General features: G+C 67.8%; 17 protein-coding genes and 2 pseudogenes. 6 read left to right on the forward strand and 13 right to left on the reverse strand.

Translation table 11 applies throughout. From position 1 onward, the window contains the following. Positions 1-199: 199 nt before the first annotated feature. Positions 200-1957 (forward strand): non-ribosomal peptide synthetase, encoded by a 1758-nt coding sequence (locus tag HDA32_RS15545; RefSeq protein WP_179643877.1) that lies wholly within the window; start codon positions 200-202, stop codon positions 1955-1957. Positions 1958-1983: 26 nt separating this feature from the next. Here HDA32_RS15545 and HDA32_RS15550 read toward each other — a convergent pair whose 3' ends face one another. The 4 genes from HDA32_RS15550 to HDA32_RS15565 form a co-directional block, all read right to left on the reverse strand. Then, a complete protein-coding gene (locus HDA32_RS15550; RefSeq protein ID WP_179643878.1) occupies positions 1984-4281 on the reverse strand; it encodes an AfsR/SARP family transcriptional regulator in 2298 nt (765 codons plus the stop codon). A 1614-nt stretch (positions 4282-5895) separates the two neighbouring features. Continuing rightward, positions 5896-7140: an exonuclease domain-containing protein gene (locus HDA32_RS15555; RefSeq protein WP_179643879.1), complete on the reverse strand. Its 1245-nt coding sequence runs from the start codon at positions 7138-7140 to the stop codon at positions 5896-5898. An 826-nt stretch (positions 7141-7966) separates the two neighbouring features. Beyond that, positions 7967-8959 carry an ArsR/SmtB family transcription factor gene (locus tag HDA32_RS15560; protein ID WP_179643880.1) on the reverse strand — a complete coding sequence of 331 codons (993 nt, stop codon included), beginning with the start codon at positions 8957-8959 and terminating at the stop codon, positions 7967-7969. Between the two features lie 323 nt (positions 8960-9282). After that, positions 9283-9663 carry a hypothetical protein gene (locus HDA32_RS15565; RefSeq protein WP_179643881.1) on the reverse strand — a complete coding sequence of 127 codons (381 nt, stop codon included), beginning with the start codon at positions 9661-9663 and terminating at the stop codon, positions 9283-9285. A gap of 514 nt (positions 9664-10177) precedes the next feature. Here HDA32_RS15565 and HDA32_RS15570 point away from each other — a divergent pair. The 4 genes from HDA32_RS15570 (at position 10178) to HDA32_RS15585 (ending at position 12421) form a co-directional block, all read left to right on the forward strand. Next, on the forward strand, positions 10178-10573 hold the full coding sequence (locus HDA32_RS15570; RefSeq protein ID WP_179643882.1) for a hypothetical protein: 396 nt from the start codon (positions 10178-10180) through the stop codon (positions 10571-10573). A 69-nt stretch (positions 10574-10642) separates the two neighbouring features. After that, the gene (locus HDA32_RS15575) at positions 10643-10897 is read left to right on the forward strand and encodes a hypothetical protein (RefSeq protein ID WP_179643883.1); all 255 of its coding nucleotides are present in this window, start codon (positions 10643-10645) and stop codon (positions 10895-10897) included. A gap of 25 nt (positions 10898-10922) precedes the next feature. Continuing rightward, positions 10923-11267 (forward strand): hypothetical protein, encoded by a 345-nt coding sequence (locus HDA32_RS15580; protein WP_179643884.1) that lies wholly within the window; start codon positions 10923-10925, stop codon positions 11265-11267. An 866-nt stretch (positions 11268-12133) separates the two neighbouring features. Continuing rightward, positions 12134-12421: a penicillin acylase family protein gene (locus HDA32_RS15585; RefSeq protein WP_179643885.1), complete on the forward strand. Its 288-nt coding sequence runs from the start codon at positions 12134-12136 to the stop codon at positions 12419-12421. Between the two features lie 597 nt (positions 12422-13018). Here the strand turns inward: HDA32_RS15585 and HDA32_RS15590 are convergent. After that, complete coding sequence (locus HDA32_RS15590; protein WP_179641197.1) at positions 13019-13285, reverse strand: hypothetical protein; 267 nt, start codon at positions 13283-13285, stop codon at positions 13019-13021. Between the two features lie 147 nt (positions 13286-13432). Continuing rightward, a complete protein-coding gene (locus HDA32_RS30765; protein WP_246334367.1) occupies positions 13433-13657 on the reverse strand; it encodes a hypothetical protein in 225 nt (74 codons plus the stop codon). Between HDA32_RS30765 and HDA32_RS15595 the strand changes: the two are divergent. Then, positions 13587-13853, forward strand: a pseudogene (locus HDA32_RS15595) (IS30 family transposase); the annotation flags it as partial. The gene HDA32_RS30765 and the pseudogene HDA32_RS15595 overlap by 71 nt on opposite strands. On the opposite strand, the pseudogene HDA32_RS30770 reads toward HDA32_RS15595, so the two are convergent. The 7 genes and pseudogenes from HDA32_RS30770 to glyA form a co-directional block, all read right to left on the reverse strand. Beyond that, positions 13854-14481: pseudogene (locus HDA32_RS30770) on the reverse strand (transposase); the annotation flags it as partial. Between the two features lie 474 nt (positions 14482-14955). Beyond that, a complete protein-coding gene (locus HDA32_RS15600) occupies positions 14956-16311 on the reverse strand; it encodes an L-serine ammonia-lyase (protein WP_179643886.1) in 1356 nt (451 codons plus the stop codon). Then, positions 16308-16913, reverse strand: coding sequence for a sarcosine oxidase subunit gamma (locus HDA32_RS15605; protein WP_179643887.1), 606 nt, complete (start codon positions 16911-16913; stop codon positions 16308-16310). Before HDA32_RS15605 ends, HDA32_RS15600 begins: the two co-directional genes overlap by 4 nt. Then, on the reverse strand, positions 16906-19770 hold the full coding sequence (locus HDA32_RS15610; protein ID WP_312863199.1) for a sarcosine oxidase subunit alpha family protein: 2865 nt from the start codon (positions 19768-19770) through the stop codon (positions 16906-16908). The genes HDA32_RS15605 and HDA32_RS15610 overlap by 8 nt, the downstream gene beginning before the upstream one ends. Beyond that, positions 19767-20045: a sarcosine oxidase subunit delta gene (locus HDA32_RS15615; protein WP_179643889.1), complete on the reverse strand. Its 279-nt coding sequence runs from the start codon at positions 20043-20045 to the stop codon at positions 19767-19769. Before HDA32_RS15615 ends, HDA32_RS15610 begins: the two co-directional genes overlap by 4 nt. Before the next feature lie 23 nt (positions 20046-20068). Next, positions 20069-21301: a sarcosine oxidase subunit beta family protein gene (locus tag HDA32_RS15620; RefSeq protein ID WP_179643890.1), complete on the reverse strand. Its 1233-nt coding sequence runs from the start codon at positions 21299-21301 to the stop codon at positions 20069-20071. Further along, positions 21301-22611: a serine hydroxymethyltransferase gene (gene glyA / locus HDA32_RS15625; RefSeq protein WP_179643891.1), complete on the reverse strand. Its 1311-nt coding sequence runs from the start codon at positions 22609-22611 to the stop codon at positions 21301-21303. The genes HDA32_RS15620 and glyA overlap by 1 nt, the downstream gene beginning before the upstream one ends. Positions 22612-23021 lie beyond the last annotated feature (410 nt).

Genomic DNA, 23021 nt, shown 5'->3' on the forward strand with positions numbered 1-23021 from the left:
GAAAGGGAGCCGATAGGTGAATGGCGGAGTATGGGCCGGGCTCGCTACCGGGCCGCTGGCGCGCGGGGAGCGCCGCCCGTGTCCCCATGTCAGCGCCCCGGTTCCACGAAACCCTTGGACGTCGACACCGGAGGTCGTTGTGAGTGGTGAAAATGCCCCGGGCACTGCTTCCGATGCTTCCGGCCCCTCGCTCGCGGACGTGTTCGCGGCCCGAGTGGCGGAGAGGCCGGAGGCGCCGGCGGTGATTGGCGGCGGGGAGGAACTGAGCTACGCGGAGCTGGACGCGCGCTCCGAGCGGGTGGCGCGTTATTTGGGCGAGCTGGGCGTCCGCAGAGAGAGCCCGGTCGTGCTGATGCTGGAGCGATCGACACACGTGCCGGTGTGGCTGCTCGCGGTAGTCAAGGCCGGAGGGGTGTGCGTACCGGTGCACCATGGGGATCCGGGCGAGCGGATCCGGCGAGTGGTGGACGACACCGGGGCGGGTGTCCTGGTCGCTGACTCCGCGATGGCCGCGCGGATACCGCCGGGGTTGAGAGCGCGAGTGGTGCAGGCGGGCCTGGCCCGGTCCCAAGCCGCGGTGGCCGTGGCGAAGCCGGACGGAGGGGAGGCCGTGCGGGCGTATCCCGGCGACGCGGCGTACATAATGTATACCTCCGGGTCTACCGGGAGACCGAAGGGGGTCGTGGCCACCCACCGGAATGTAACGGCCCTCGCTGCGGATGGGCGCTGGACGTCCGGGGGGCATGAACGCGTGCTGGCGCACTCCCCCCTCGCGTTCGATGCCTCAACGTACGAGATCTGGGTGCCGCTTCTGACAGGGGGCACAGTAGTGATGGCGCCGCCGGGCGCGATGGATGCCGCGGTGGTACGCCAGATGATCGACGAGCATCGCGTGACCGGGATGTTCTTCACCACCGCACTGTTCAACCTCCTCGCCGAGGAGGATCCGGAGTGCTTCCGCGGTGTCCGGGAGATCTGGACCGGAGGCGAGACGGCCTCGCCGGTGGCGATGCGGCGGGTACTCGACACGACCGGCGGGACGGACCTGGTTCACGTCTATGGCCCCACGGAGACGACGACGTTCGCGACCTGTGCATCGCCGGCCCCGGGCCTGCTGGACGCTGGAGTGGCCCCGATCGGTGTAGCCATGGCGGGGATGCGGGCTCACGTGCTCGACGAATGGCTGCGCCCCGTCCCCCAAGGCGTGACCGGAGAGCTCTACATCGCAGGCACGGGCGTGGCCCGCGGGTACCTGGGCCAGCCGGTGACGACGGCGGAGCGCTTCCTCCCCGACCTGTCCGGGGGAGGCGGGCGGATGTACCGTACGGGCGACCTGGTGCGCCGGCTGCCGCAGGGCGGGCTGGAGTTTCGAGGGCGCGTTGACGACCAGGTCAAGATCCGGGGGCATCGGGTCGAGCCGGGCGAGGTCGAAACGGTCTTGGGAAGCTGTCCACACGTCGCCCGGACCGTGGTGCTGGCCGCCCCCGACCATCAGGACACGATCCGCCTAACCGCCTATGTGGTCCCGGCCGCGGGGGAAAGTCCCGATTCGACCGTGCTGGCCGGTTTCCTCGCCGAACGCCTTCCGGGGTATATGGTTCCCGACAGGTTCGTCGAGTTGGATGAGCTGCCACTGACGCCCAACGGCAAAGTCGACCGGGAGCGACTGCCGGTCCCCGACTACGGTCGCCGGATCGCCGGAATGGAGTACGTGGCTCCCAGCACCCCCATGGAGGAGGCCATCGCCCGGGTCTGGGGTGAGGTCCTGGATGTGGAGGACCCCGTCGGTGTCCAGGACGACTTCTTCGACCTGGGGGGCGATTCCATCCGCGGCCTGCAGATCGTGGCGCGGCTGCGGGACTCCGGGATCGACATCACGGTCAAAGAGCTCTTCGAGCGACCGACGATCGCCGAGATAGCCGCCACACGGGATGTTGCCGGCACCGTCCGGAGATAGGTAACGCCGCCACCGGCAGTGGGCTCCTATGCGGTCCTCCGCTTTTTGATGCCGGGGGCACCGTTGCAGGAGTGATGCCTGGCCCTTCTCCCGGTTCCCACCAGGCCGGGGAACAGACCGAGGGCTTCGATCCCCGTGCCGAGTTCCCGGCGCAACTCGTCCAGTCCGTGCTCCGAGGCTTGGGCGAGTGCCGAGCAGAGATTGCGTCGTTCGACTTCGACCCAGGTCAGCGGATCGGCGAGTGCCTGCTGGGCGTAGCGAGGGGGAGCATTCCAGTGGTAGGTCCCCCTGCCCGGGCCACTGTGTCCACCTCCATGGATCCGCCGGTTCGCCTCGTCCACGAGCGATATCCAGCCGCCGAGCATCCTCTCGGTAGCCGCCCGGCACTCCTGCGCCGTCTCCTGCGCGGCCAGGCGGTCGCGGGCGAAGAGACGAACGATCGCAGGAAGGCGGTAGCGGGGCGCTCCCCCTACGTCCATGCCTTCCATATCCAGTAGGTGGGCGTCCAGCAGTGCATCGAGGATGTCCAGATGGCGCGGACCCGGCAGGTCCGTGAGGGCGTTCATCACCCAGGCGGGAATGTTCGACTCGGGGGTGAGCCCGAGCATCCGCAACGCGCGGCGGCTCTCGGGCTCAAGCCGATCGTAGACGATCGCCAGCTCGGCTCGCGTTCTTAGCGTTTCGCGTACCGGGCCGTTGGGCCAGGGACGTCCATCGCCAAGCCGATTCGCTATGCACGCCAGTGGATAATGGGGACGTGCCGCCAGCCAGGCAGCGATGCCACGCACAGTGAGCGGAAGGTGGGCCGCCCTCTCCGCTAGGGCGGTGGCCGCGTCCTTGTCGCCGGCGACTCGCTCGCGCCCGGCCACACGGCTCAAAAGCTCCAGGGATTCGCCTTTCGAGAACTCCGTGAGCTCGATCCGCCGCACACCGGGAGGGCCTGTTAGGCGGTTCCTGCTCGTGAGGAGGACCGCGCATGTGCCGCTGCCGGGCAATAGCGGTATGACCTGCTCTTCGGAAGCCACGTCGTCGAGGACGAGCAAGATACGCCGGTGGGCCACCAGGTTTCGGTAGAGTGCCGACCGTTCGTCCAGTCCCGCCGGAACGGCCAAACGCTTTTCGCCAAGTGTCCGGAGGATCCGCCGCAGCGCGTCGTACGGACTGACGGGACTGCCTCTGTTACCCCGCATGTCGCAGAACAGCTGACCGTCTGGGAAGTGGTCCGCGACGAGAGTGTGCGCTAGACGCACGGCCGTGGTGCTCTTGCCGATCCCGGGTAAGCCTGTGAACGCGACGACGTTGGCGGCGCCCGGGGTGCGTGCGTCGAGGAGCTCATCGTGTGCCTGGCTCAGTGCCTTGTCCCGGCCGACGAAGTCCTTGATGTCCGACGGTAGTTGCCGAGGCCGTCGTGTGTCGGCGGCCCGCTCCGCCGGCTCCGAGGCGAGCGGACCCCGGGAGGCTCGGTGCTCCGTGAGCGTCGCGGAAGAACCGGGGAAGGTTGCGGGCCGGCCCGGCACGCCCCCTGCTGCCTTGGGCGTTGACTCCTCCGTGAGGACTGTCTTTTCCAAGCTGCGCAACTCTGGCCCCGGTTCCAGGCCCAACTCCGCTACCAGGAGCTCCCTGCCCGATCTGTAGGTTTCCAGGGCCTCTGCCCTTCTGCCGGACCAGTGGAGCGCGAGTATGAGCTGAGCGCGGAATCGTTCTCGAAGCGGGTACTGTTCCACCAGCTCACGCAGTTCACCGATCGACTGGTGATGACGCCCAAGGGCCAGCTCGAGGCTGAAGCACTTCTCTACCGTGCTCAACCAGTCCTCGTCGAGTCTCGTCGCCTTTGCCCGCAGCGCACCACTGGTAATCCCTTTCAGCGCTGGCCCTCTCCACAGAGCGAGAGCCTTCCTGACAAGCCGCAGGGCTTCCTCTGGCTCCTCCTTCCTGGCTGCGGTGTCCGCATCGGCGACAAGCCGAGCATAGATTTGGGAATCGATCTTGCTGCTATCCAGTTGCAGGAAGTACCCGGGGGATTGGGTGACGATCCGGGCATCGCCGGACGCCTTTTTGAGGAGCTTGCGCAGCCGAGATATACAGATCTGCACCTGCGTCCGAGCGGTTTCCGGCGGACTGCTCTCCCAGATCACATCCACGAGCTGGTCTGTGGAAATGATACGGCCCGGTTCGAGCAAGAGCGCGCTGAGAAGTTTTCTCTGGCGTCCGGGAGGAACCAGAGGACCACCTGACGCACTTGCGATCTGCAGTGGTCCCAGAATTCTGTAAACAGCTCTTTCCGACTCTTCCGAATCCCCAATCATGGAACGTCCTGTCTGCATTTATCCTCCCTGGTCGATGCCGCGCATCAAGGGCGTATTAATGTGACATTCACTCGCAACGAGTTGATTCTCTTTGTGTGCATTGGCGACTCGATGGTGGCCGAGCTTCATGCGGGCGTCCATCCGTCCAGGCGGTCTCAGTGGCGCACGGTGCGGACGCCGTTTCGTCCGCCTTGTCGCGGAGGGGCCTTGAAAGCGCGAAGATGGGTGAGGGGCCGGTCGTCGGTCGTGGAGGCCGGGCATTTCCCGGATGATCACCTCCGCCGCCACAGCGGATCTCGGCTGAAGGCAGGAACGAGGCCGCCACCCTTCCGACGGGGAGAGAGGGAGGGCGGTGAGGAGTAGTGGCGCTCCACGACTTCCCTGTAGCTGGGTGCCGCAAGAAATCAGCCCTGCGCTCATTCGTCACGCCGCTGGTCACCAGCCTGCCTAATTAATACGTGATCTTAGACGCCGTGGTCGTGCATTGCTTCAAGCTCTTCTGGAGCCGAATTTCTCTGCCAGAGGCCAAGGGTTCCATACCCGAGTCGCGAAGCTCAACATCTTCCCCCGGAAGCATCAAAAATGTAACCCTCATGGCAGGAAGACCGATGTTATGCCTGGTGTTTCCAAAATCGCTGACTTCGGTCTTCCGCGGCGGACTGTCATCCCGTGGACGACTCGTTTCTGTTTGAGGGAACGGTGAAACCCCGCAGGGGGCATAGCGGCGTCCCGACTCCTCAGACGTCCGATCGCTTCGGACAGCAGGCGGGCCCGGGGCGGGATGCGGTCGAAACCGCTCATGACCAGGGGTTGAGGATTCGCCACACATCCGGGATGCCGGCGTTTTTACTCCAAGCGCCGTGAAGGGCCTGGGGGTCTTCCCGGAACGGAATGTGTGGCTACCGCAGGGAAAGTCCTCCTCGCCCTGAGCCGCGGGGAGGTTTTCTCGATAGCCCGGGTCTGGGGGGAGGACGCCGTGTTCTTCGAGGCCGACTACGGTGATCTGCGGTCCGGCGCACACGTCCTGGAGTAGTCGGGCCTGGCTTGGTTCGAGGTCGACCAGCTCATCGGTGAAGCGGGGGACCAGGGTCGTGTCGAATATCGTCCAGCGGGGAGCCGCGGCGCTTGTGTCGTGGGGTGGCCTGGCGTGAGGCGAACCATTTGCGGACCACCCGCATGCCGCCGATGCCGTAGGCCCATGCCTCGGGAGAAAACCGGGGCTATGACTCCGTCGCCGACGTAAAGGCGCTGGCCGGCGTCACCGTGGTCAATGTCGTGGGCGATGCGGTTCGGCAGCCGAATGGGGAATCGGGGATCTCGACTTGGACCTCGTGTCTGCGGGCGGGAGGCAGCCGGGGTGGGCCTGGTGATGGAGCGTGCTCTCATTCGCCGTCCTGACCGCCGCCTCGGTCCAGGTGGAAGAGGAGGGCGGGCTCGGCTACACGTTGAACCTCACCCTGATGAACGGCCCCGTCAAGACATCGACGTAACCGAGCCGGAATCACGCAACCCCGGTTCCAAGGAAAGCCCCTCCGAACTGTTCGAAGTCAACCTCGATGCAGCCGCAGTTTGATTCGTCCCCCGGAACGCGGGAATCCGCGTAGCGTCCGCCAGACGAGAGAGCCGATCGGATCAACCCATGTCATCTACGAACTTTTCGAAGGCGTCCTCAGTGATGACCGGAATGCCGCGGTCGCGCGCCGTCCGTGCTTTGCCGGACAGCGAGTCCGGGTCGGCCGCGACCACGACCCGGGTCTTCTTAGTTACCCCTTCCTTGGGCACGAGACCCGCTGCCGCCGCCAATGCGTGCCACTCGTCCCTGCTGCGCCGACTGGCGCCGGTGAACACGACCTGATCGCCCGGTTGCAGAGCCCACCGCGATGCGGCCGGGGCCGTGGAAGGAACGGTACCGACCGCGGAACGCACGGCCTCGGCGCGGCGCAACTCGTCCTTCACGGCCCCCGGCGCAAGGCCGAGCATTCCGGCGACGCCGCGCAGATCGTCTGCCTCGTCGCTGGTGACGGTGCCGTCCTCCCAGGCGGCGTCGGCCAGCGCGGCCAGGTAGCGGCGGTGGGCCGTCGCGACTATCTCACGTGAGAGTCCGAGGTAGCGAGCGGTGTCCACCAGTTCGTCGGACTCGGTGGCCGAGAGATGGCGGTCGAGCAGCGCCCGGTCAAGCACCGCGAGGTATGGCTCGACGCCGGCCTCGCCTGCATCGACGGGTAGCCGTTCGACGATCCGGTCCAGGAAGTGCTTCTCGGGCTCGTCGGCCGAGGAGCGTGTCACCGGTGTGAAGACGGTGCGCGGCAGTGATGGCCAGTCGAAGGTGGCGCAGGTGCGCAGCAGGTCGGACCACGGCCGGGGGTCGGGGGCCAGGGCCAGGTAGTGGCGCAGCAGTCCGGCCGCCGCACGCGCGTCGCTGAGCGCACTGTGCGCGTCGGTCAAAGGGACGCCGGCGACACGGCAGCAGCCTGCGAGGGAGCGCTGATGCCCGGCTGGTAGGTAGCGCCGCGCCATGGCCATCGTGCACAGCCCGGTCGTGGTGGCCAAGGGGACGTCGATACTCATACGGGCGTATTCGGCAACGAGGAAGCGGGTGTCGAAGGCCAGGTTGTGGGCGACTACCACGCGGCCGGTGAGCAGGTCGGCCAGTTCCCCGGCGACATGCTGAAACTCGGGGGCGTTGCGGACGTCGCGGGCGCGGATCCGGTGGATGTGGCCGGCGCCGAGGTCGCGATGGGGGTTGATCAGGGTGGTCCACTCGGTGGTGCTGGCGCCGGATTCGTCCAGGTGGACCACGGCGATCTCGACCACGCGGTGGCGGCCGGCGGGAGTGATCCCGGTCGTCTCCACGTCCACGACGGCGTATCCGGTCATCGTCGGCGACCTTTCTGCCAGGGGATGGCAATAGGCTCGTCGCGGGTCACGAGGTCGGACCAGATTACCTGCGCTGTCGCCGGATGGGGAGGAAAAAGCGGAAATTGCGAACGCGCAGGTGCTCTTCGACACCGGCGGCTGGTTAACGAGCTGGTGCGTGATAGCGGACGGGATTGTTGCAGTCGCCGAAGATGGCATGATCCGACCGTGACGATCACGGTGGATCGCGCCCTCCTCGCCCACCGGTGGCTCACCGGGATCTCGCAGGATCATCTCGGCGAACTCGTCAACGAGTCGGCAGCCCCCTGGCAGGCGCGTGTTGAAGGGCGCCGCAACGAGGCGCGAGGCGGCGCAGGACAACGGGCGGCCGGAGCGGGAGCCGCGCCTTCGTTTCGGGCAAGAAGAAGCAGAACACCATGGAGGCCACCGTCATCGCCGACGAGCGCGGGCGCACGTTGTGGACCGATGCCCTGCGCCCCGGGCGGATGCACGGCGCCACCGCGGCCCGCCTCACGGGCATCGCCGCCTGCTTTTGCCACTTCCTACAGGTGGAGGTGTTGCTCGACGACGGCTACCTCGGGCTGCGGCGCGACCACCCGACCAGGCGATCACACCACCGCGCAAACCCAACAAGGGGGTTGTCGTCGACGACACCGGCCTCTTCAACGACCGGCTCCGCGAGTGGGAGGACTACTACGACTACGATCGCCCCCCCCACGGCGCACTCAGTGGGCAGACTCCTACGAACACCTCAAGCAGAAACCCCGGCCCCGGGTGCAGCCCGACTCCGGCAGATGCACACTTAGTCGCCGCAGGCTATCGTGCGCTATGGCCTCGCCGAATAGGCTTCCAGCAACAGATCGCCCCTCTGAGTGCGGGCGATGCTCACTGAGCGCCCCCGCCGGTGGCGGTGAATCAGCCCGGCCTTGGCGAGCTGCGCGCAGTGATGGGTCGCGGTGGGCGGGCTGCAAGCGAGCAGGGCGGGAACGGCGCTCATTGGAAGTTCGCGGTCCAGGCAGCGCAGCAGGTGGGCACGGATCGGTGTGAGCAGCGCGTCGAGCTCGGCGCACGAGCGCGCGTGCTCGGCCTCCTCGCACGGCCCGTCCAGTGGATAGCCGAACCACAGGACATCGGGGCGGTCGAGATTGCAGGGCGCCGACCGCGGCCGTCCGACCATGGGAGTCAGCACGATCCAGCGGCCATCCGCGCTCAACTGGACCGGATCGGAGTCCGGGAATTGCAGGCTCATGCCACGCAGCCGACCGCGAGGGTGAGCGGCGGCCAGAGCGACGTCGATCCCGCCGCGGGCCACGGCAGTCCCGATTCGCTGGGCCTCGCGTTCGCGCTGGCCGGTGCTGCGCCTCCAGGTGCCTTCCAGGTAGGTGCCGATGTGGTCGAAGGCGAAGGTCACCTCTTCGACCCAGCGGCGCGGATTCCGCCACACCGGCAGCCAATGTGCGGGCACCCCCGTGTCGGCGAAGGTGCGTTCGAGGTCGCTGCGCACGTCGTCGCGGCTCAGAGAGCGGAGCCGGTCCAACTCCTCGGCCAGCGGGCTATCGCGCGTGGGGATACCGGGGGTGAGGCAGTCGGGAGAGAGTGAGTGGCCTCGGGCCACGATCGGCAGAAGCGCACGCTTGGACGCCACAGGCAGCGAGTCCACCATCACCGCCGCGGGCGAGCGCGCAGCTGTCCCGCGCACGGCGCATATGCCGTCGCAGGCCAGGGCGAACACGCTGGCGTAGAGGTTGAAGGTGACACCGACGCGGATCGTTGCGATGCTTGCGAAGTCCACGCGGGTGCACGACTGGCTGGATTTCACTCGGACCACCCTTCTGGCGCTACTCGTCGGCTGCGGCGTCGGGCCGCGCCGCCGTTCCCCGCGGCCGAAGGGCGCTCGACTCAAGGCGACCGCCACGGAGCCCGCCCGGCCGCTGCGCGCATAGCGAGCCCTTCCTCCCCGTAACCATTCTATAATTCTCGGTTGCAATGCGGCTGTGAACCGCTTGAATCCAGCGCTCTTTCAATGAATCCAGCGGTCGCCGCCTTGCTGTGTCGGCGAATGGACGCTTGATAGCGCGGGACCGGTGGGTCGAGTCCCCAGATCTCCAGATGTCCGGGATCGGCCTATCCGGTCACCGGGTTTTACGTGTCGGCGCCCCAGAACGGGTACGAGCCGGTGGCGTCGCCCGCGGCGCACCACGCGACCGAGGTGTGACCGGTGCTGACCCAGTTGCCGTAGTGGGTATGGGAATAACCTCTGGGGCGGCCGTCGTAGCAGGAGACCTCCGCGCGAAACCTCTCGTGGGGCGTGTTGCCCTGGCAGGTGACAGCGTGACCAACATGCCCCGTGCTGCCGGTGCGCTTCCGCCTCCACCGCTGCCCGCCGGTTCCCTGCGTGCCCGGCGCAAAGTTCATGCCAGTGACCGGACGTCGGTCGCCGACCAGTGCATCAAGCTCGGTCCGCGCCACGCCGGAAAGCTTGTCACCGTCGTTGTCGAGGACATCCACCTCCGGGTCCTTCACGGGGAAGAAGAGATCGCGGTCCGACCCCGCAAGGACCCCGGCCCCCTCACCCGGCTCCACGTCCGAGCTATGGGCACCCGGGAGAAGCGTCAAGCGTCTCCCGACGGCAAACCGCCAAGGAACTCCTGAGACCCCACATTGGCAGCAACGGGATCTCTTTGGTGCACAGCCTGGTGCCGCACAATCTCGGCGGTTTCGGTTAATTGCCCATAATGCGGTCACCGCAGCGCTGGGGCTTCTCCCTCTGCGGAGGGTTGCCAGGCGGCCGAAGATGATGAACACGGTGACGGCGGACAGTTCGATATTCCTCTAATTGTGGTGACCAGTGCGCCGGCTTCGCTCTACCTTTAGCCCCAATGGCCATGTACCTGAAACCAGTTTTGAAGGTGATCTGAAAGTTACAGGTGATGTGCCGGCCACATCGGGTGCCGGAGACCGGCATCCGCGACCGCATTCGTCCAAGGAGACAGAGATGCGACTTCACCCGAAAGCCACTGCAATACCGGCCGTAGCCATGCTCGCAGGGCTGGCCGCGGCCGTGCCAACCGCGGCCTACGCGTCGGAGCCGGTTGCCGCCCAAGGCGTTGGGACCGCGAACGCTGCACAGGCGATCGCCGACTGCGCACCGATGGCCGGTACTCCTTACCGCGTCGGTACCACGGTCAAGGCGGACGTGACCAGCTACGGATGCAGCAACGGATGGACCTTCTCAGCCACCTTGCAAAGCTCGCGCTGGGACGGCTGGAACCCCGACGACACTGTCAACTGGTACGGCAGCACGCACCGCGTCCTCAACGACTACAACTGCAGCGGCGAACACGATCACCGCGTTGCCCTGTATGCGACGAGTCCGACCGGATTCGACTACCCGGTCCACTTCAGCAGGACGGTGCGCCTGAACTGTGGCTGACTCATCCGAACCGGAGGGGACCATTCGATGAACAGGCTCGCGCCCCGAACAGGCCGTACGGCCGCCGCGATGACACTGGCGGCCGCGGCGGCGTTCGCCGGGACCGCCATGAGCAGCGCGGCACCGGCCGAGACATGCTACGTCAAGACCGACGTCGTCCCCTACTACTCCCAAGCACCGAGCCGCGGAGGCGAGATCCAGGGCTGGGTGAACGCGGGCACCCGGTTCGACGCCAAGGTCCGCGACGGCTACTGGCGCGGCGGCAGTATCCCCCGCGTCGCAGACGGGGTCTTCATCCACTCCAACTACCTGAACTGCCCTTGAACACGGGCGGAGAGGGGGACCGAAGATGGTGAAACGAACACATCTCCGCACCGCCGCCGTGGTCATCGGGTGCGCGGCGGTGCTGTCGACGCCGGCGCCCGCCGGCGCGAGCGACGCGCCGGCGACTTCGGACCAGCGCAACACCACCACACAGGCAGCTGTTCAACAGTGCCATTTCCGGGTGCTCAAGACGACGAAGATCCAGCTCGATTCGGGCGACATCGCGTATCAGCAACCCGGCGACCTCGTCCAGGGTCAAAACCCCCGCGGCGAGGCGCCGGTCTGGGTGTGGTCCTACCGGCACGTCGAGCGCGGTTGGATCTACCGCACCTACGACAACATGTCCATCATCGAGTGCTGGGAGGGCTAGCAGGCACCCGCAGCCGCCCCCCGACCGTAACCGTGCGTCCGTGCAGGAGCAGCGACACCGATGAGGACACCCCGCGCTCCACCGCGTGGCGCAGCCGGCGCAGGTCCGCATTGAAGGCCGGCGGCCTGCCGCCCGCCGACCCCCCGGGCCCTGCAGTGGGCCCGCTGGTCGGCGGGCTCGGTGATGGTCGCCGGGATCCTGCGTCGCCTCAGTGAGGCCCGGCTGGGCCAGGAGGAGTAGGCCTTGTCGGCCAGCACCCGGTCGGGGCGAGTGCGCGGGCGCCCCGACCCGCTGCGGCCGTTGCGGATCTGCTCCAGTACCCGCGCGAACTGTGGCCTGCCGCACCGGGGCCTGCGGAGCAGCAGCGGTTCCAGGACACGTCACTGCCCGTCGGTGAGGTCTTTGCGCCCTCCGATCGATCCCCTGGCCACCGGGGTCTCCGCGTAGACGGTCTTCTTGGTCGTTGATTCTTCTACCGGAGATCTCGCTTATGCGCAGCCCCGACATGCCGGTCAAGCCCGGTAGGCAGGACTCCTTTGCTCCGCTTGTGCTCGTAAGTTCCGCACCCGCCCGGCACACGGTGGCACGCCCCGGCACCAGAACACTCACAGCAATGGACAAAACGACACGAAGACCATGAGAACCCGTCGAGCATCACGACCGGAGCGGACTTTTAATCCGATGGTCTGAACGCCGAGGTCAACTCCTGCACCCCCGCAGCCTCTCCCCTGCAGGGCATGTGCGACCCCGCAGCATTCGCCGGCATGTGTCCGGGAACCCGCCGGAAGTGTCCGGGACCGGCCGGTGTTGCGGAAGCGATATCTGCAACGGGTTCTACCGTGGCCGGGTGACCCTAAGGTCATCCCATGTCCACTCCTCGATCCCGCCTGAAGCGCTGGGCGCTAGGCCTGCTCGCCGGGCTCGCCGTCCTGGTCCTCGTCGCAGCCGGAGTCGCTGTCTTCACTGTTCAGCGACCGTTTCCCGACTACGACGGGGAACTGGCGCTGCCCGGGCTCAGCGCCGAAGTGACCGTGTACCGCGATTCCCACGGCATCCCCCAGCTCTACGCCGACACCGCCGAGGACCTGTTCACGGCCCAGGGATACGTGCACGCCCAGGACCGGCTCCGGCAGACAGACCTCACCACCGCATAATTCCATGGCATGCAGGCCGGACGGCTGCACGGAACGAGCCCCGCAGCTTCCGCCTGCTCCCGACAGACCGCCCCTCAGACGCTCAATTCCGGGACCACTCCCCCATCCGGCCGGCGGCACGGCCGTCTCCCGCCCCTCGGCCGGCTGCGCCCCCGCGCCCCCGGCTCCTCGTTCACGTCAACGAAGAACCGGGGCCGCCCGGCGCAACCACACGATCATCCGCACCTGGATCGACCAAGAAAACAGGTGAAAGGGGGTTGAGGCGGTAATACATGGTGGCCCCGGATGGCGTGGCTCCGTTGGTGTTCGGTAGTTGCGGACGCACACGGCGGAACGAAAACAGCATTGGCTCACGCTATCGGGTCAACAAAGACCAGGTAGCTATATTGTTTGACACTGACGCTCTCAGAGCGGACTTCTGATCCGACGGTCGCAAGTCCGAATCCTGTCAGGTGCACCCCATTTTCTCAGGTCATCGGCCTATAGCATTCACCAGATTCCTTCAAGGTGCTCGTTTTGTCGGGCCTGTTGGCTCCATGTTGACTCGCTAGCCGAATCTCAGCGCGAAGAACCCCATCGAACCAGGTCCTATCGCCGTCACAACGGCATCCGGCACGCAGCCAGCGGCGATCGGCGCCTCCACGCCAACGGCCCCGCGCCCCTCCCGGGGACCGCCACGGGGCCGTGTGCCCCCGTTACCGGGTGCCGGTGCGGCGAGACGCAGGGGACCAGGGTGGCGGTGCAGGCGACCTCGGGGAACACCGTCTGGTAGGCATCCTGGGTGAAGAAGGTGGCGGAGTAACCGAGTTCGGGCGAGGCCGTCTTGACGTCAACCTCGTCGCCAGGCTCAATAAAGTGGCGCATTGGCGCATTGGCGCAGGTCGTGAAGCATTTTCGACTCACCGCGCCGACGGCGCCGGATTGCGCCCCGGCTGGGTCAGCGGTCTGTACACGCGCCTGGTCACCGAGCCGACATACCGCACCGCGGCAGTGGTCGTCCTTGCGCTGCCGTCAGCGCGCATGTGCAACGGGCTCGGTTGAGAACAAGCTGGTCAGCCTGGACGCGGCCTGACGGACAACGCGGGCTGTCTGATCGGAACGATCCGGGTCCATCCGATGCCTGGGAACCGTCACGGTCACCGCTCCCCTGATCCGCCGGTCGATGAAGAACGGCACGGCGCTGGCCGGCCGCGGCGCCGAGGCCGTGAAGGCCGCGATCACCGGTGCGATCACCACGCTGCCCGAGCAACTACGCCGCTCGCTGACCTGGGACCGCGGCAAGGAGCCGGCCCGGCATGCCCAACCCCGCATCGACACCGGGCTGCAGGTCTACTTCGCCGACCCGCACAGCCCCTGGCGACGGGGCGCGAACGAAAACGCCGACGGACTGCTGCGCCAGTACTTCCCCAAGGGCACAGACCTGTCGCGATGGGTCGCCGGCGCGCACCGTGGTGATCCATTCCTGCAGGCGCTCGGCGTTGTCCCGGGTGGGGGGTGAGCAGGCGCGCGAAAGAGCGGACGTGCTCGGCGAGGGCACTCATCTGCGGGCAGGCGGCGGTAAGGCGTCCGACCAGGCCGCGCTGCTGGGCGGGGAGCCGTGCGGGGTCGGCCAGGATCAGTTCGGCCAGGCGGCGCGGCGAGGTGGGCGGCCGGTCGGCCTGCAGGCGGCCCTGGTCGATGTAGCGGTAGAGCAGGTTGAGACTGCCCTGGTAGCCGAGGGCCTTGATCTCCTTGAACAAGCGCAGCAGGGCACGGCGGGGTCTTCGGTGCGGCGTTGCCGCAGGTACTCGCGGCAGGGATCGACCAGGGTGGGCCGGTATTGCGGGGCCCGGCGCAACCGGTCCGGTTCGGGGGTGCGCGCGCAGCCACGCCTCGAGGGTGTCGGCCCTGCGGTCGGGCAGAACGTCGATACGCTCGCGGGTCTTGCGCGTCGATCAGGACGGTGGCGTAGCGGTGGCGCCCGGCGCAGGGCAAACGTCGTCCACCCCCAGCACCCTGGGCACCCGCAGCGGCGGTAGCGGCAGGCGCAGCAGCAGCCGCAGGGCGGTATGTCGGGAGACCTCCACGGCCAGAGCCGACAGCACCCGGCGGCCGGGCCGTCCCGGGTACGGGCCCGTACCCGGATCCGGTCCCCCTCATCCACGACATCCTCGATAACCAGGTCCGACAGCCCTGAAAACACCGTGCTCACAAGCCAGTTGACACTACACGTGGCTCATCGTGTCATCAGCGAACGCTCCGTCACCACCGAAAGTGAGACAGAGTCCTTGACTTGACAGGCCCGCCCCGGCCTCGACCGGGACGCCTACCGCAGCCGCTGTCAACCTCGCCTAAAGCACGAAAGAGAATAGGAGCCCAGTCGGCGGGCGCAATTAATCGTAAGTCGAGTCTCGAATATGCCTCGGGGCGGCGCCGAGGCCCCTGACCTGATGGGTGGTAACCAGGGGTACGCGATCGAGGGCGGCCTGCGTCGAAGATCGAAATCCCGGAAGGCCCCGTGAACCGTGCGGTTTCCAGGGCCTGCGCCGAAGCCGTCAGCACTCGATGACGTTGACGGCGAGTCCTCCTCTTGCCGTCTCCTTGTACTTGGTCTTCATGTCCCGGCCTGTGTCGCGCATGGTCTTGATGACCTTGTCCAGGGACACGATGTGGTCGCCGTCGTTGCGCAGGGCCATCCGGGCCGCCGTGATCGCCTTCACCGAGGCGACGGCGTTGCGCTCGATACACGGAATCTGCACCAGGCCGCCGACGGGGTCGCAGGTCAGTCCCAGATTGTGCTCCATTGCGATCTCGGCGGCGTTCTCCACCTGCTCGGGCGTGCCGCCCAGGACCTCGGCCAGGCCGGCGGCCGCCATGGAGCACGCGGAACCGACCTCGCCCTGGCAGCCGACCTCCGCGCCGGAGATCGAGGCGTTCTTCTTGAACAGCACACCGATCGCGCCGGCGGTCAACAGGAAGCGCACCACACCGTTTTCGTCCGATCCCGGAACGAATCGCGTGTAGTAGTGCAGCACCGCCGGGACGATGCCGGCCGCGCCGTTGGTGGGTGCGGTCACCACGCGCCCGCCCGCCGCGTTCTCCTCGTTGACCGCGAGCGCGAACAACGTCACCCACTCCATCGGGTCGTCCTGCCCGGTCAGGCCACGCCGCAGCGTCGCGGCCCTGCGGCGCACCTTCAGCCCGCCGGGGAGCACACCGGTGTTGGCGCAACCGTTCGCCACGCACTCGCGCATGACGGCCCAGATGTGCAGCAGCTCCTTGCGCACTGCCTCCTTGTCGCGCCACGCCAGCTCGTTGGCCAGCATCACACCACTGATCGGCAGACCCGATTCGGCCGTGCGTGCCAGCAGCTCCGCGCCGGTGCCAAATGGCAGGGCAAGCGGTGTCTCGTCGGGTTTGCCCCGGTCCACCCCGGCGGCTTCGTCACCGACGACGAAGCCGCCGCCCACCGAGTAGTACTCGGCCGTCAGCACCTCGGCCCCGGCGCGGTCCGTCGCACTGAAACGCATCCCGTTGGGATGGCGCAGCAGGGATCCCCGCCGGTGCATCACCAGGTCGCGGTCGATGGCGAACCGGATCTCGTGTACGCCGTCCAGCCGGACCCGGCCGGTGGAGCGGACCTCGGCCACTCGTTCCTCCACCGCCGCCGGATCGACTGTCTCGGGGTTGTGCCCCTCCAATCCCAGCAGCACCGCCTTCGGACTGCCGTGTCCGTGCCCGGTCGCCCCGAGCGAGCCGAACAGCTCCGCCGCCACCCGGGCGACCTCTGGCAGCCGGCCTTCGTCGCGCAACCGGGAGACGAACGTCTTCGCCGCCCGCATCGGACCGACCGTGTGTGAACTCGAGGGACCGATGCCCACAGAGAACAGATCCAAGACACTGATGCTCATGCGCCCGCTCCATGCTCCCGGTACTCGGCTGCGGCGTCGGTGAGCCAGTCGGCGACGTAGCGGGCGAAGGATGAGCGGACCAGCAGCCGGTAGTCGGGAATGTCCTGGTCCAGACAGACGAGGATCACCTGGGCACGGGCCAGCAGGGTCTGAGCGCAGCGATCCCGGCCGAACCTGCGCGGGTGCAGGTCGATGGCGCATCCCTTGCTCAGGACGTCTCGAGCACGAGGTCCCCGAACCGCGATGGTCGTCCGATGCGCGGAGAGATCGGTCACCGCGCCATGTTCGTCGCCGAGGGCCGAGCGCAGGGCGGATTGGACGTGTCGGTGCGCCCTCTCCGGTCCGACCACGAGCCATTCGTCCGGCCCCATCCAGAGGACACTCAGCTCCCCGGCGACGGCGACCTCCCCGGGTTCGGTCGGCGGCGTCGCGCCGATGGCGGCGCCGATCCGTTCGACGGCCGGGCCCTTGGGGTCCGTCCGCAGGCCGATCTGGGTCTGGAACGGGAGCTCGGCGAACCACACCTGACCGGTCGCCGACCCCTGCTCAAGCACGTCGGCGTAGACGCCGCCCAGAGGACTCTGTCCGCGCGCCTCAGCCATCGCGGCGGGCTCCTTCCTTGTCGTAGAACACCGTGTCGGTGATGGTGACCGGGACGAGCCGGTCACCCACCGGGCTGTACACGGTCTCGCCGATCCGGGCCCGGCCGCTCTTGACCATCGCCAGGGCGAAGCCGCGTCCGAGCGCGGCACTGCGGTAGCTGGAGGTGACGTGCCCCAGCATCGGCACCGGGGGCGGACCGGGCTCGGGGGTCTCGACCAGTTGGGAGCCCTCAGGCAGTACCAGCTCCAGGTCGGCCGGCAGCAGGCCCACCATCTGTTTGCGGTCCTGGCGCAGGTTGTCCGGGCGCGAGAAGGAGCGCTTGCCGATGAAGTCGGCCTTCTTCTTGGACACCGCCCAATCCATGCCGAGGTCCTGCGGGGCGACCGTGCCATCGGTGTCCTGGCCGATGATCGGGAACCCTTTCTCCGCACGCAGAACGTGCATGGCCTCCGTGCCATAGGGGGTGATGCCGAACGGCTTCCCTGCGTCGATGAGTGCCTCCCAGACTTCACGGCCGTGCCACCAGGAGACATTGACCTCATAGGCCAGCTCACCGGAGAAGCTGATCCGACAGACCCTGGCCCGGTGGCCCGCGACGAGACCGTCCTGCCATGACATGAACGGAAAGGCGTCGTTGGACACGTCGAGGCCGGGCGCCACCCGGGCGAGGACCTCGCGTGAACGCGGGCCGACCAGAGCCACCGTCGCCCACTGCTCGGTAACGGAGGTCAGATGGACCCGCAGGTGCGGCCACTCGGTCTGGAGCCATTCCTCCAGCCATTCGAGCACAGCGGCTGCGTTGCCGGAGGTCGTGGTGATCAGGTAGTGCTCGTCCCCGAGACGGATGGCTGTCCCGTCGTCGAACACCATGCCGTCGGCCTTGCACATCAGGCCGTAGCGGATCCGGCCGACCTTGAGGGTGCTCATCATGTTGGTGTAGACGAGGTCGAGGAATTCAGCGGCGTCGGGACCCTGCACGTCGATCTTGCCGAGCGTGGAGACGTCCTGGATCGCGACGGACTCCCGGGCGGCGCGGCATTCCCGCAGCACCGCCGTAGTCATGTCCTCACCGGACCGCGGAAAGTACCACGGGCGTCTCCATTGGCCGACGTTCTCGAAGGGCGCCCCCTGATCGACGTGCCAGTCGTGCATGGCGGTGACGCGTATCGGGTCGTAGAGGGGGCCCCGGTCCCGCCCGGCGAGAGCGCCGAAGGCGATGGGGGTGTAGGGGGCGCGAAATGTGGTCGTGCCAAGTGCGGTGATGTCGTCTCCCAGCGCCTCGGCGATGACGCCGGTGGCCAGTGTTCCCGACGTCTTGCCCTGGTCATGGGCGGTGCCGATCGTCGTGTAGCGCTTGACGTGCTCGACCGAGCGCAGGCCCGCTCCGGTGGCGCGCCGGACGTCAGCGAGGGTGGCGTCGCGGGCCAGGTCGACGAAGTGGGTGGTCCAGGGCTCGGCGTCCCCGGGGTCGGCGACCGACCACAGGCACAACGGCGGTTCGACGGGGACGGGCGCGGCGATGGGGACCTCTACTCGCGGAACCGAGAAACCGAGGCTCCGGCAGGCGTCCGCGCCCGCCTCGACTCCGTCGGAGAGGCATTCCCCCGTGCCGAACCGTCCCCGCGCGGCTCCTGCGGAGCGCGCGGCCGCCCGGGTCCCGGCAGGGACGAACGCGCCGATCCCCTCGTCGTAGCGCAGCGCACCGCGAGCCTGGCTGTGCAGGTGGACGGCCGGATTCCAGCCCCCCGACACCAGCAGCAGGTCGCAGTCGATCTCCCGCTGCGGGCCGATCGGGGCTCCGTCGGGAGCCGTACCCGCGACGCGGACGCCGATGATCCGGCTCTTACCGCTGGTACCAACGACGGCGTGGCCTGCGAGCGGTTCAATGCCGCGCCGCGCGCATTCGGTGGCCCAGTGCACCGGAGCGGTCGGCCGGGCTTCGACGAGCGCTGTGATCTCCACGCCCGCATCGGCCAGCTCGCACGCCGCGGCGTAGGCGCTGTCGTTGGTGGTGAACACCACCACTCTGTGACCGGGCCGGACCCCGTAGCGGTTGAGGTAGGTGCGGGCCGCTCCGGCCAGCATCGTCCCCGGGCGATCGTTGCCGGCGAAGACCAGCGGCCGCTCGTGGGCTCCGGTGGCCAGCACGACCTCGCGCGCCCGGATGCGCCAGACCCGCTGCCGGGATGTGGCTTCCGCCTCCTCCCCGCGTTTCTCGACGGCGATCAGGTAGTTGTCGTCGTAGTACCCGAGCACCGTGGTCCGGGGAAGCAGTCGCACCTCGTCGTGCGCCGCGAGTTCGGCGGTGATCCGCTCCACCCAGGACATCGCGGGCGCGCCGTTAAGCTCTTCGGTGGCACCCAGCAGCGCGCCGCCGAATTCCGTGTCGGCGTCGGCGAGGACCACCCTCGCACCGCTTCCCGCAGCGGTCCGGGCTGCGGCAAGGCCGGTCGGACCGGCGCCGACGACGAGCACGTCGCAGTGCGCATGCGTGGAGTCGTAGCGCGCGGGGTCGGCTTCGGCGGCGACCCTGCCCTGCCCCGGGAGCCCGCTCGCTTCGAGGCCGTCGCGCAGCTCCACCGTGGTGGCGGTCAGCATCGGCTCGGGGAACGGCCGTTCGATCTGGACGAGGGCGGTCGGCTCTTCGGCCCCGGCCGCGAAGATCCCGCGCGGTCGTCCGTACTTGATGCTCGTCCCGACCTGGTGGACACCGTTGGCCAGCAGCGCCGAAGCCAGCGTGTCGCCCGCGCAGCCGTGGTACTCGCGACCGTCGAAGGCGAAGCGCAGCGGATGCCCGCGGTCGATGCGCCCGCCGGCCGGCAGCCGCGCCGACCGGTTCGATGAGGTGTCGTTCACTCGTTCACCGTCCCCGGCTCTGCGATGCGGTAGCTGGACTGGATGTCGTTGGTCACGGTGTCGCGCCGCACGTTGAACCAGCGGCGGCATCCGGCGGCGTGCACCCAGCGTTCGGCGAAGACACCTTTGGGATTGGCTCGGAAGAACAGGAAGTCGGCCCATTCCTCGTCGGACACCGCGTGCGGGTCATTGGGATGGTTCACGTGCGCCTGGCCGCCGCAGTGGAACTCGGTCTCGTCACGCGGCCCGCAGTACGGGCAGGGGATGAGCATCATGGTGGTCCTCCTCGCTGGGTGAGTCAGTGGGCGACGGCGGCCGCGCCGTGCTCGTCGACCAGAGCGCCGGTCGTGAAACGCTCGAGGGAGAACGGCGCGTTGAGCGGATGCGGTTCATCGTGGGCGATGGTGTGGGCGAAGCACCAGCCCACACCGGGGGTCGCCTTGAACCCTCCGGTCCCCCAGCCGCAGTTGACGTAGAGGCCGGTGAAGGGGGTGGGCCCGACGATCGCGGAGGCGTCGGGGGTGACGTCGACGATCCCGGCCCAGGTCCGCAGCACGTGGGCGCGGGAGAACATCGGGAAAAGCTCGACGGCCGCCGACATCTGCCGCTCGATGATGTGGAACGAGCCGCGCTGGCCGTAGCCGTTGTAGGAGTCGATGCCGGCGCCGAGGACGAGTTCGCCCTTGTGCGCCTGGCTGACGTAGACGTGCACCGCGTTGGACATCACCACGGTCGGATGCACCGGTTCGAGCAGTTCGGAGACCAGGGCCTGCAGCGGATGGCTCTGCAGCGGCAGCCGCAGCCCCAGGGTGTCGGCCAGCACGGAGGTGTGGCCCGCGGCGGCGAGGGCGACCTTGCCGGCCCGGATGGGCCCCCGACTGGTCCGGACCCCTACGACGCGATCTCTGACCAGGTCGATACCGGTGACTTCGCAGTCCTGGACGAGGTCGACGCCCATGCGGTCCAGGGCACGGGCGAAGCCCCATGCGACGTGGTCGTGCTTGGCGATGCCCGCACGCGGCTGGTAGGTCGCGCCCAGCACCGGGTAGCGAACGTCAGGGGAGATGTTGAGGATCGGGCAGACCTCCTTGGCCTGCTCGGGGTCCAGCCATTCGGCGTCCACCCCGTTGAGCTTGTTGGCGTTGACCCGCCGGACGCTGTCGCGGACATCCTGGAGCGAGTGGGCGAGGTTGAGCACGCCTCGCTGACTGAACAGCAGCGGGTAGTCGAGTTCGGCCTCCAGTCCCTCCCACAGCTTCAACGCGTGCTCGTACAGCCCGGCACTCTCATCCCAGAGGTAGTTGGATCGGATGATCGTGGTGTTGCGCGCCATGTTGCCGCCCGCGAGCCAGCCGCGTTCGAGCACCGCGACATTGGTGATGCCGTGGTTGCGGGCGAGGTAGAACGCCGTGGCCAGTCCGTGGCCTCCGGCGCCGACGATCACGACGTCGTAGGCCCGCTTGGGATCGGGAGTGCGCCACAGCCGGTCCGGGTGTTCGGGGAGATCGGCTCCCGGGCATCGGGATGCCATCAGAACCCTCCGTTCAGATTCGGGTACAGCGGGTGTGCGGCGGCCAGGGCCGCCACGCGTCGCCGCAGCGACTCGCCGGCCGCATCGTCGAATCCGGGGAGCAGGGCCTGCGCGATGATGTCGGCGACTTCGGCGAACTCCTCCTCACCGAATCCGCGTGCGGCCAACGCGGGGGTGCCGATGCGCAGACCGGAGGTCACCATCGGTGGAAGCGGGTCGTTGGGGACCGCATTGCGGTTGACGGTGATGCCGATCTCGTGCAGCCGGTCCTCGGCCTGCCGGCCGTTCAGTTCGGAATCGCGCAGATCGACCAGGACGAGGTGGACGTCGGTCCCGCCGCTGACCAACCGCACCCCGGCCTTTGCCGTGTCTTCGGCCAGCAGCCGACCGGCGAGGATCCGCGCCCCCGTCAGCGTGCGGCGCTGCCGGTCGGCGAACTCCTCGGTGGCCGCGATCTTGAACAGCACCGCCTTGCCCGCGATGACATGCTCCAACGGACCGCCCTGCTGGCCGGGAAAGACCGCTGAGTCGAATTTCTTGGTGAATTCCTCGTCGCGAGACAGGATCACACCGCCGCGCGGTCCGCCGAGGGTCTTGTGCGTGGTCGTGGTGACAACGTGGGCATGCGGTACCGGATTGGGGTGCAGGCCCGCGGCGACCAGTCCGGCGAAGTGCGCCATGTCCACCATCAGGTACGCGCCGACCTCGTCGGCGATCTCGCGGAACCACGCGAAGTCGAGTCGGCGCGGGTAGGCCGACCAGCCCGCGATGATCAGCTGCGGCCTGGTCTCACCGGCCAGCCGGGCCACCTCGTCCATGTCGACGCGGTGGTCCTCGTCGCGCAGGCGGTAGGGAACGACGTTGTAGAGCCTGCCCGAGAAGTTGATCCGCATGCCGTGGGTGAGGTGGCCACCGTGGGCCAGGTCCAGACCCATGATCGTGTCCCCCGGCTTGAGCAGCGCGGACATCGCAGCGGCATTGGCCTGCGCACCCGAATGCGGCTGCACGTTGGCGAAGGACGCCCCATAGAGCTTCTTGGCCCTGTCGATCGCGAGCTGCTCGATGACGTCGACGTGCTCGCAGCCGCCGTAGTAGCGCCGCCCGGGGTAGCCCTCGGCGTACTTGTTGGTCAGCACCGACCCTTGCGCTTCGAGCACGGCCCGCGGCGCGAAGTTCTCCGAGGCGATCATCTCCAACGTGCTCCGCTGGCGATCCAGTTCGGCGCCGACGGCGGCCGCCACCTCGGGATCCAGTTCGGAGAGCCCAAGGGACAGCGGGTCCGTTGCCGTGTTCGGTGTGGACGGGGTCATGCGGATCTCCGTTCCGCGCTGCCGCGGCAGCGCTGCGGTCGGACGACGTGCGGGATGAGCAGGGCCGAGGAGGCTGAGAGGGCCGGAAGAAAGGCCGGGCCGGACCGGGGGACACCGCGGCGGTGTGAGCCACAGCATGCAACACCGTCCCATTCAATGCAACGGTGTTGCCGAAATCAATCACACCGACGACTCGACACCGCCATCAATGGCTTCACCGACACCGAGGCGTCTCAGCCAGTCCGACTGAGAGCAGCGGAGATCAGAATCATCTGACACGGAAGGCCGATCTGAGGTGTGACCCTTGACACGTCAATGCGAGACATCTATGTTGCGGTTAATGCAACTCAGTTGCATTCACTACTGCACTTGCATGTCCAGGCGTGGCCACCGCCGACTCCCCATGTCAA

The sequence above is a fragment of the Spinactinospora alkalitolerans genome (assembly GCF_013408795.1).
Classification (GTDB): domain Bacteria; phylum Actinomycetota; class Actinomycetes; order Streptosporangiales; family Streptosporangiaceae; genus Spinactinospora; species Spinactinospora alkalitolerans.

Excerpts from the sequence above, each read along its gene's own strand:
- HDA32_RS15550 (WP_179643878.1), bottom strand. The coding sequence starts at position 4,281 with ATGCAGACAGGACGTTCCATGATTGGGGATTCGGAAGAGTCGGAAAGA.
- HDA32_RS15555 (WP_179643879.1), bottom strand. The coding sequence starts at position 7,140 with ATGACCGGATACGCCGTCGTGGACGTGGAGACGACCGGGATCACTCCC.
- HDA32_RS15570 (WP_179643882.1), top strand. The coding sequence starts at position 10,178 with ATGCTCGCAGGGCTGGCCGCGGCCGTGCCAACCGCGGCCTACGCGTCG.
- HDA32_RS15575 (WP_179643883.1), top strand. The coding sequence starts at position 10,643 with ATGACACTGGCGGCCGCGGCGGCGTTCGCCGGGACCGCCATGAGCAGC.
- HDA32_RS15580 (WP_179643884.1), top strand. The coding sequence starts at position 10,923 with ATGGTGAAACGAACACATCTCCGCACCGCCGCCGTGGTCATCGGGTGC.
- HDA32_RS15585 (WP_179643885.1), top strand. The coding sequence starts at position 12,134 with ATGTCCACTCCTCGATCCCGCCTGAAGCGCTGGGCGCTAGGCCTGCTC.
- HDA32_RS15590 (WP_179641197.1), bottom strand. The coding sequence starts at position 13,285 with ATGCGCCACTTTATTGAGCCTGGCGACGAGGTTGACGTCAAGACGGCC.
- HDA32_RS15600 (WP_179643886.1), bottom strand. The coding sequence starts at position 16,311 with ATGAGCATCAGTGTCTTGGATCTGTTCTCTGTGGGCATCGGTCCCTCG.
- HDA32_RS15605 (WP_179643887.1), bottom strand. The coding sequence starts at position 16,913 with ATGGCTGAGGCGCGCGGACAGAGTCCTCTGGGCGGCGTCTACGCCGAC.
- HDA32_RS15615 (WP_179643889.1), bottom strand. The coding sequence starts at position 20,045 with ATGATGCTCATCCCCTGCCCGTACTGCGGGCCGCGTGACGAGACCGAG.
- HDA32_RS15620 (WP_179643890.1), bottom strand. The coding sequence starts at position 21,301 with ATGGCATCCCGATGCCCGGGAGCCGATCTCCCCGAACACCCGGACCGG.
- glyA (WP_179643891.1), bottom strand. The coding sequence starts at position 22,611 with ATGACCCCGTCCACACCGAACACGGCAACGGACCCGCTGTCCCTTGGG.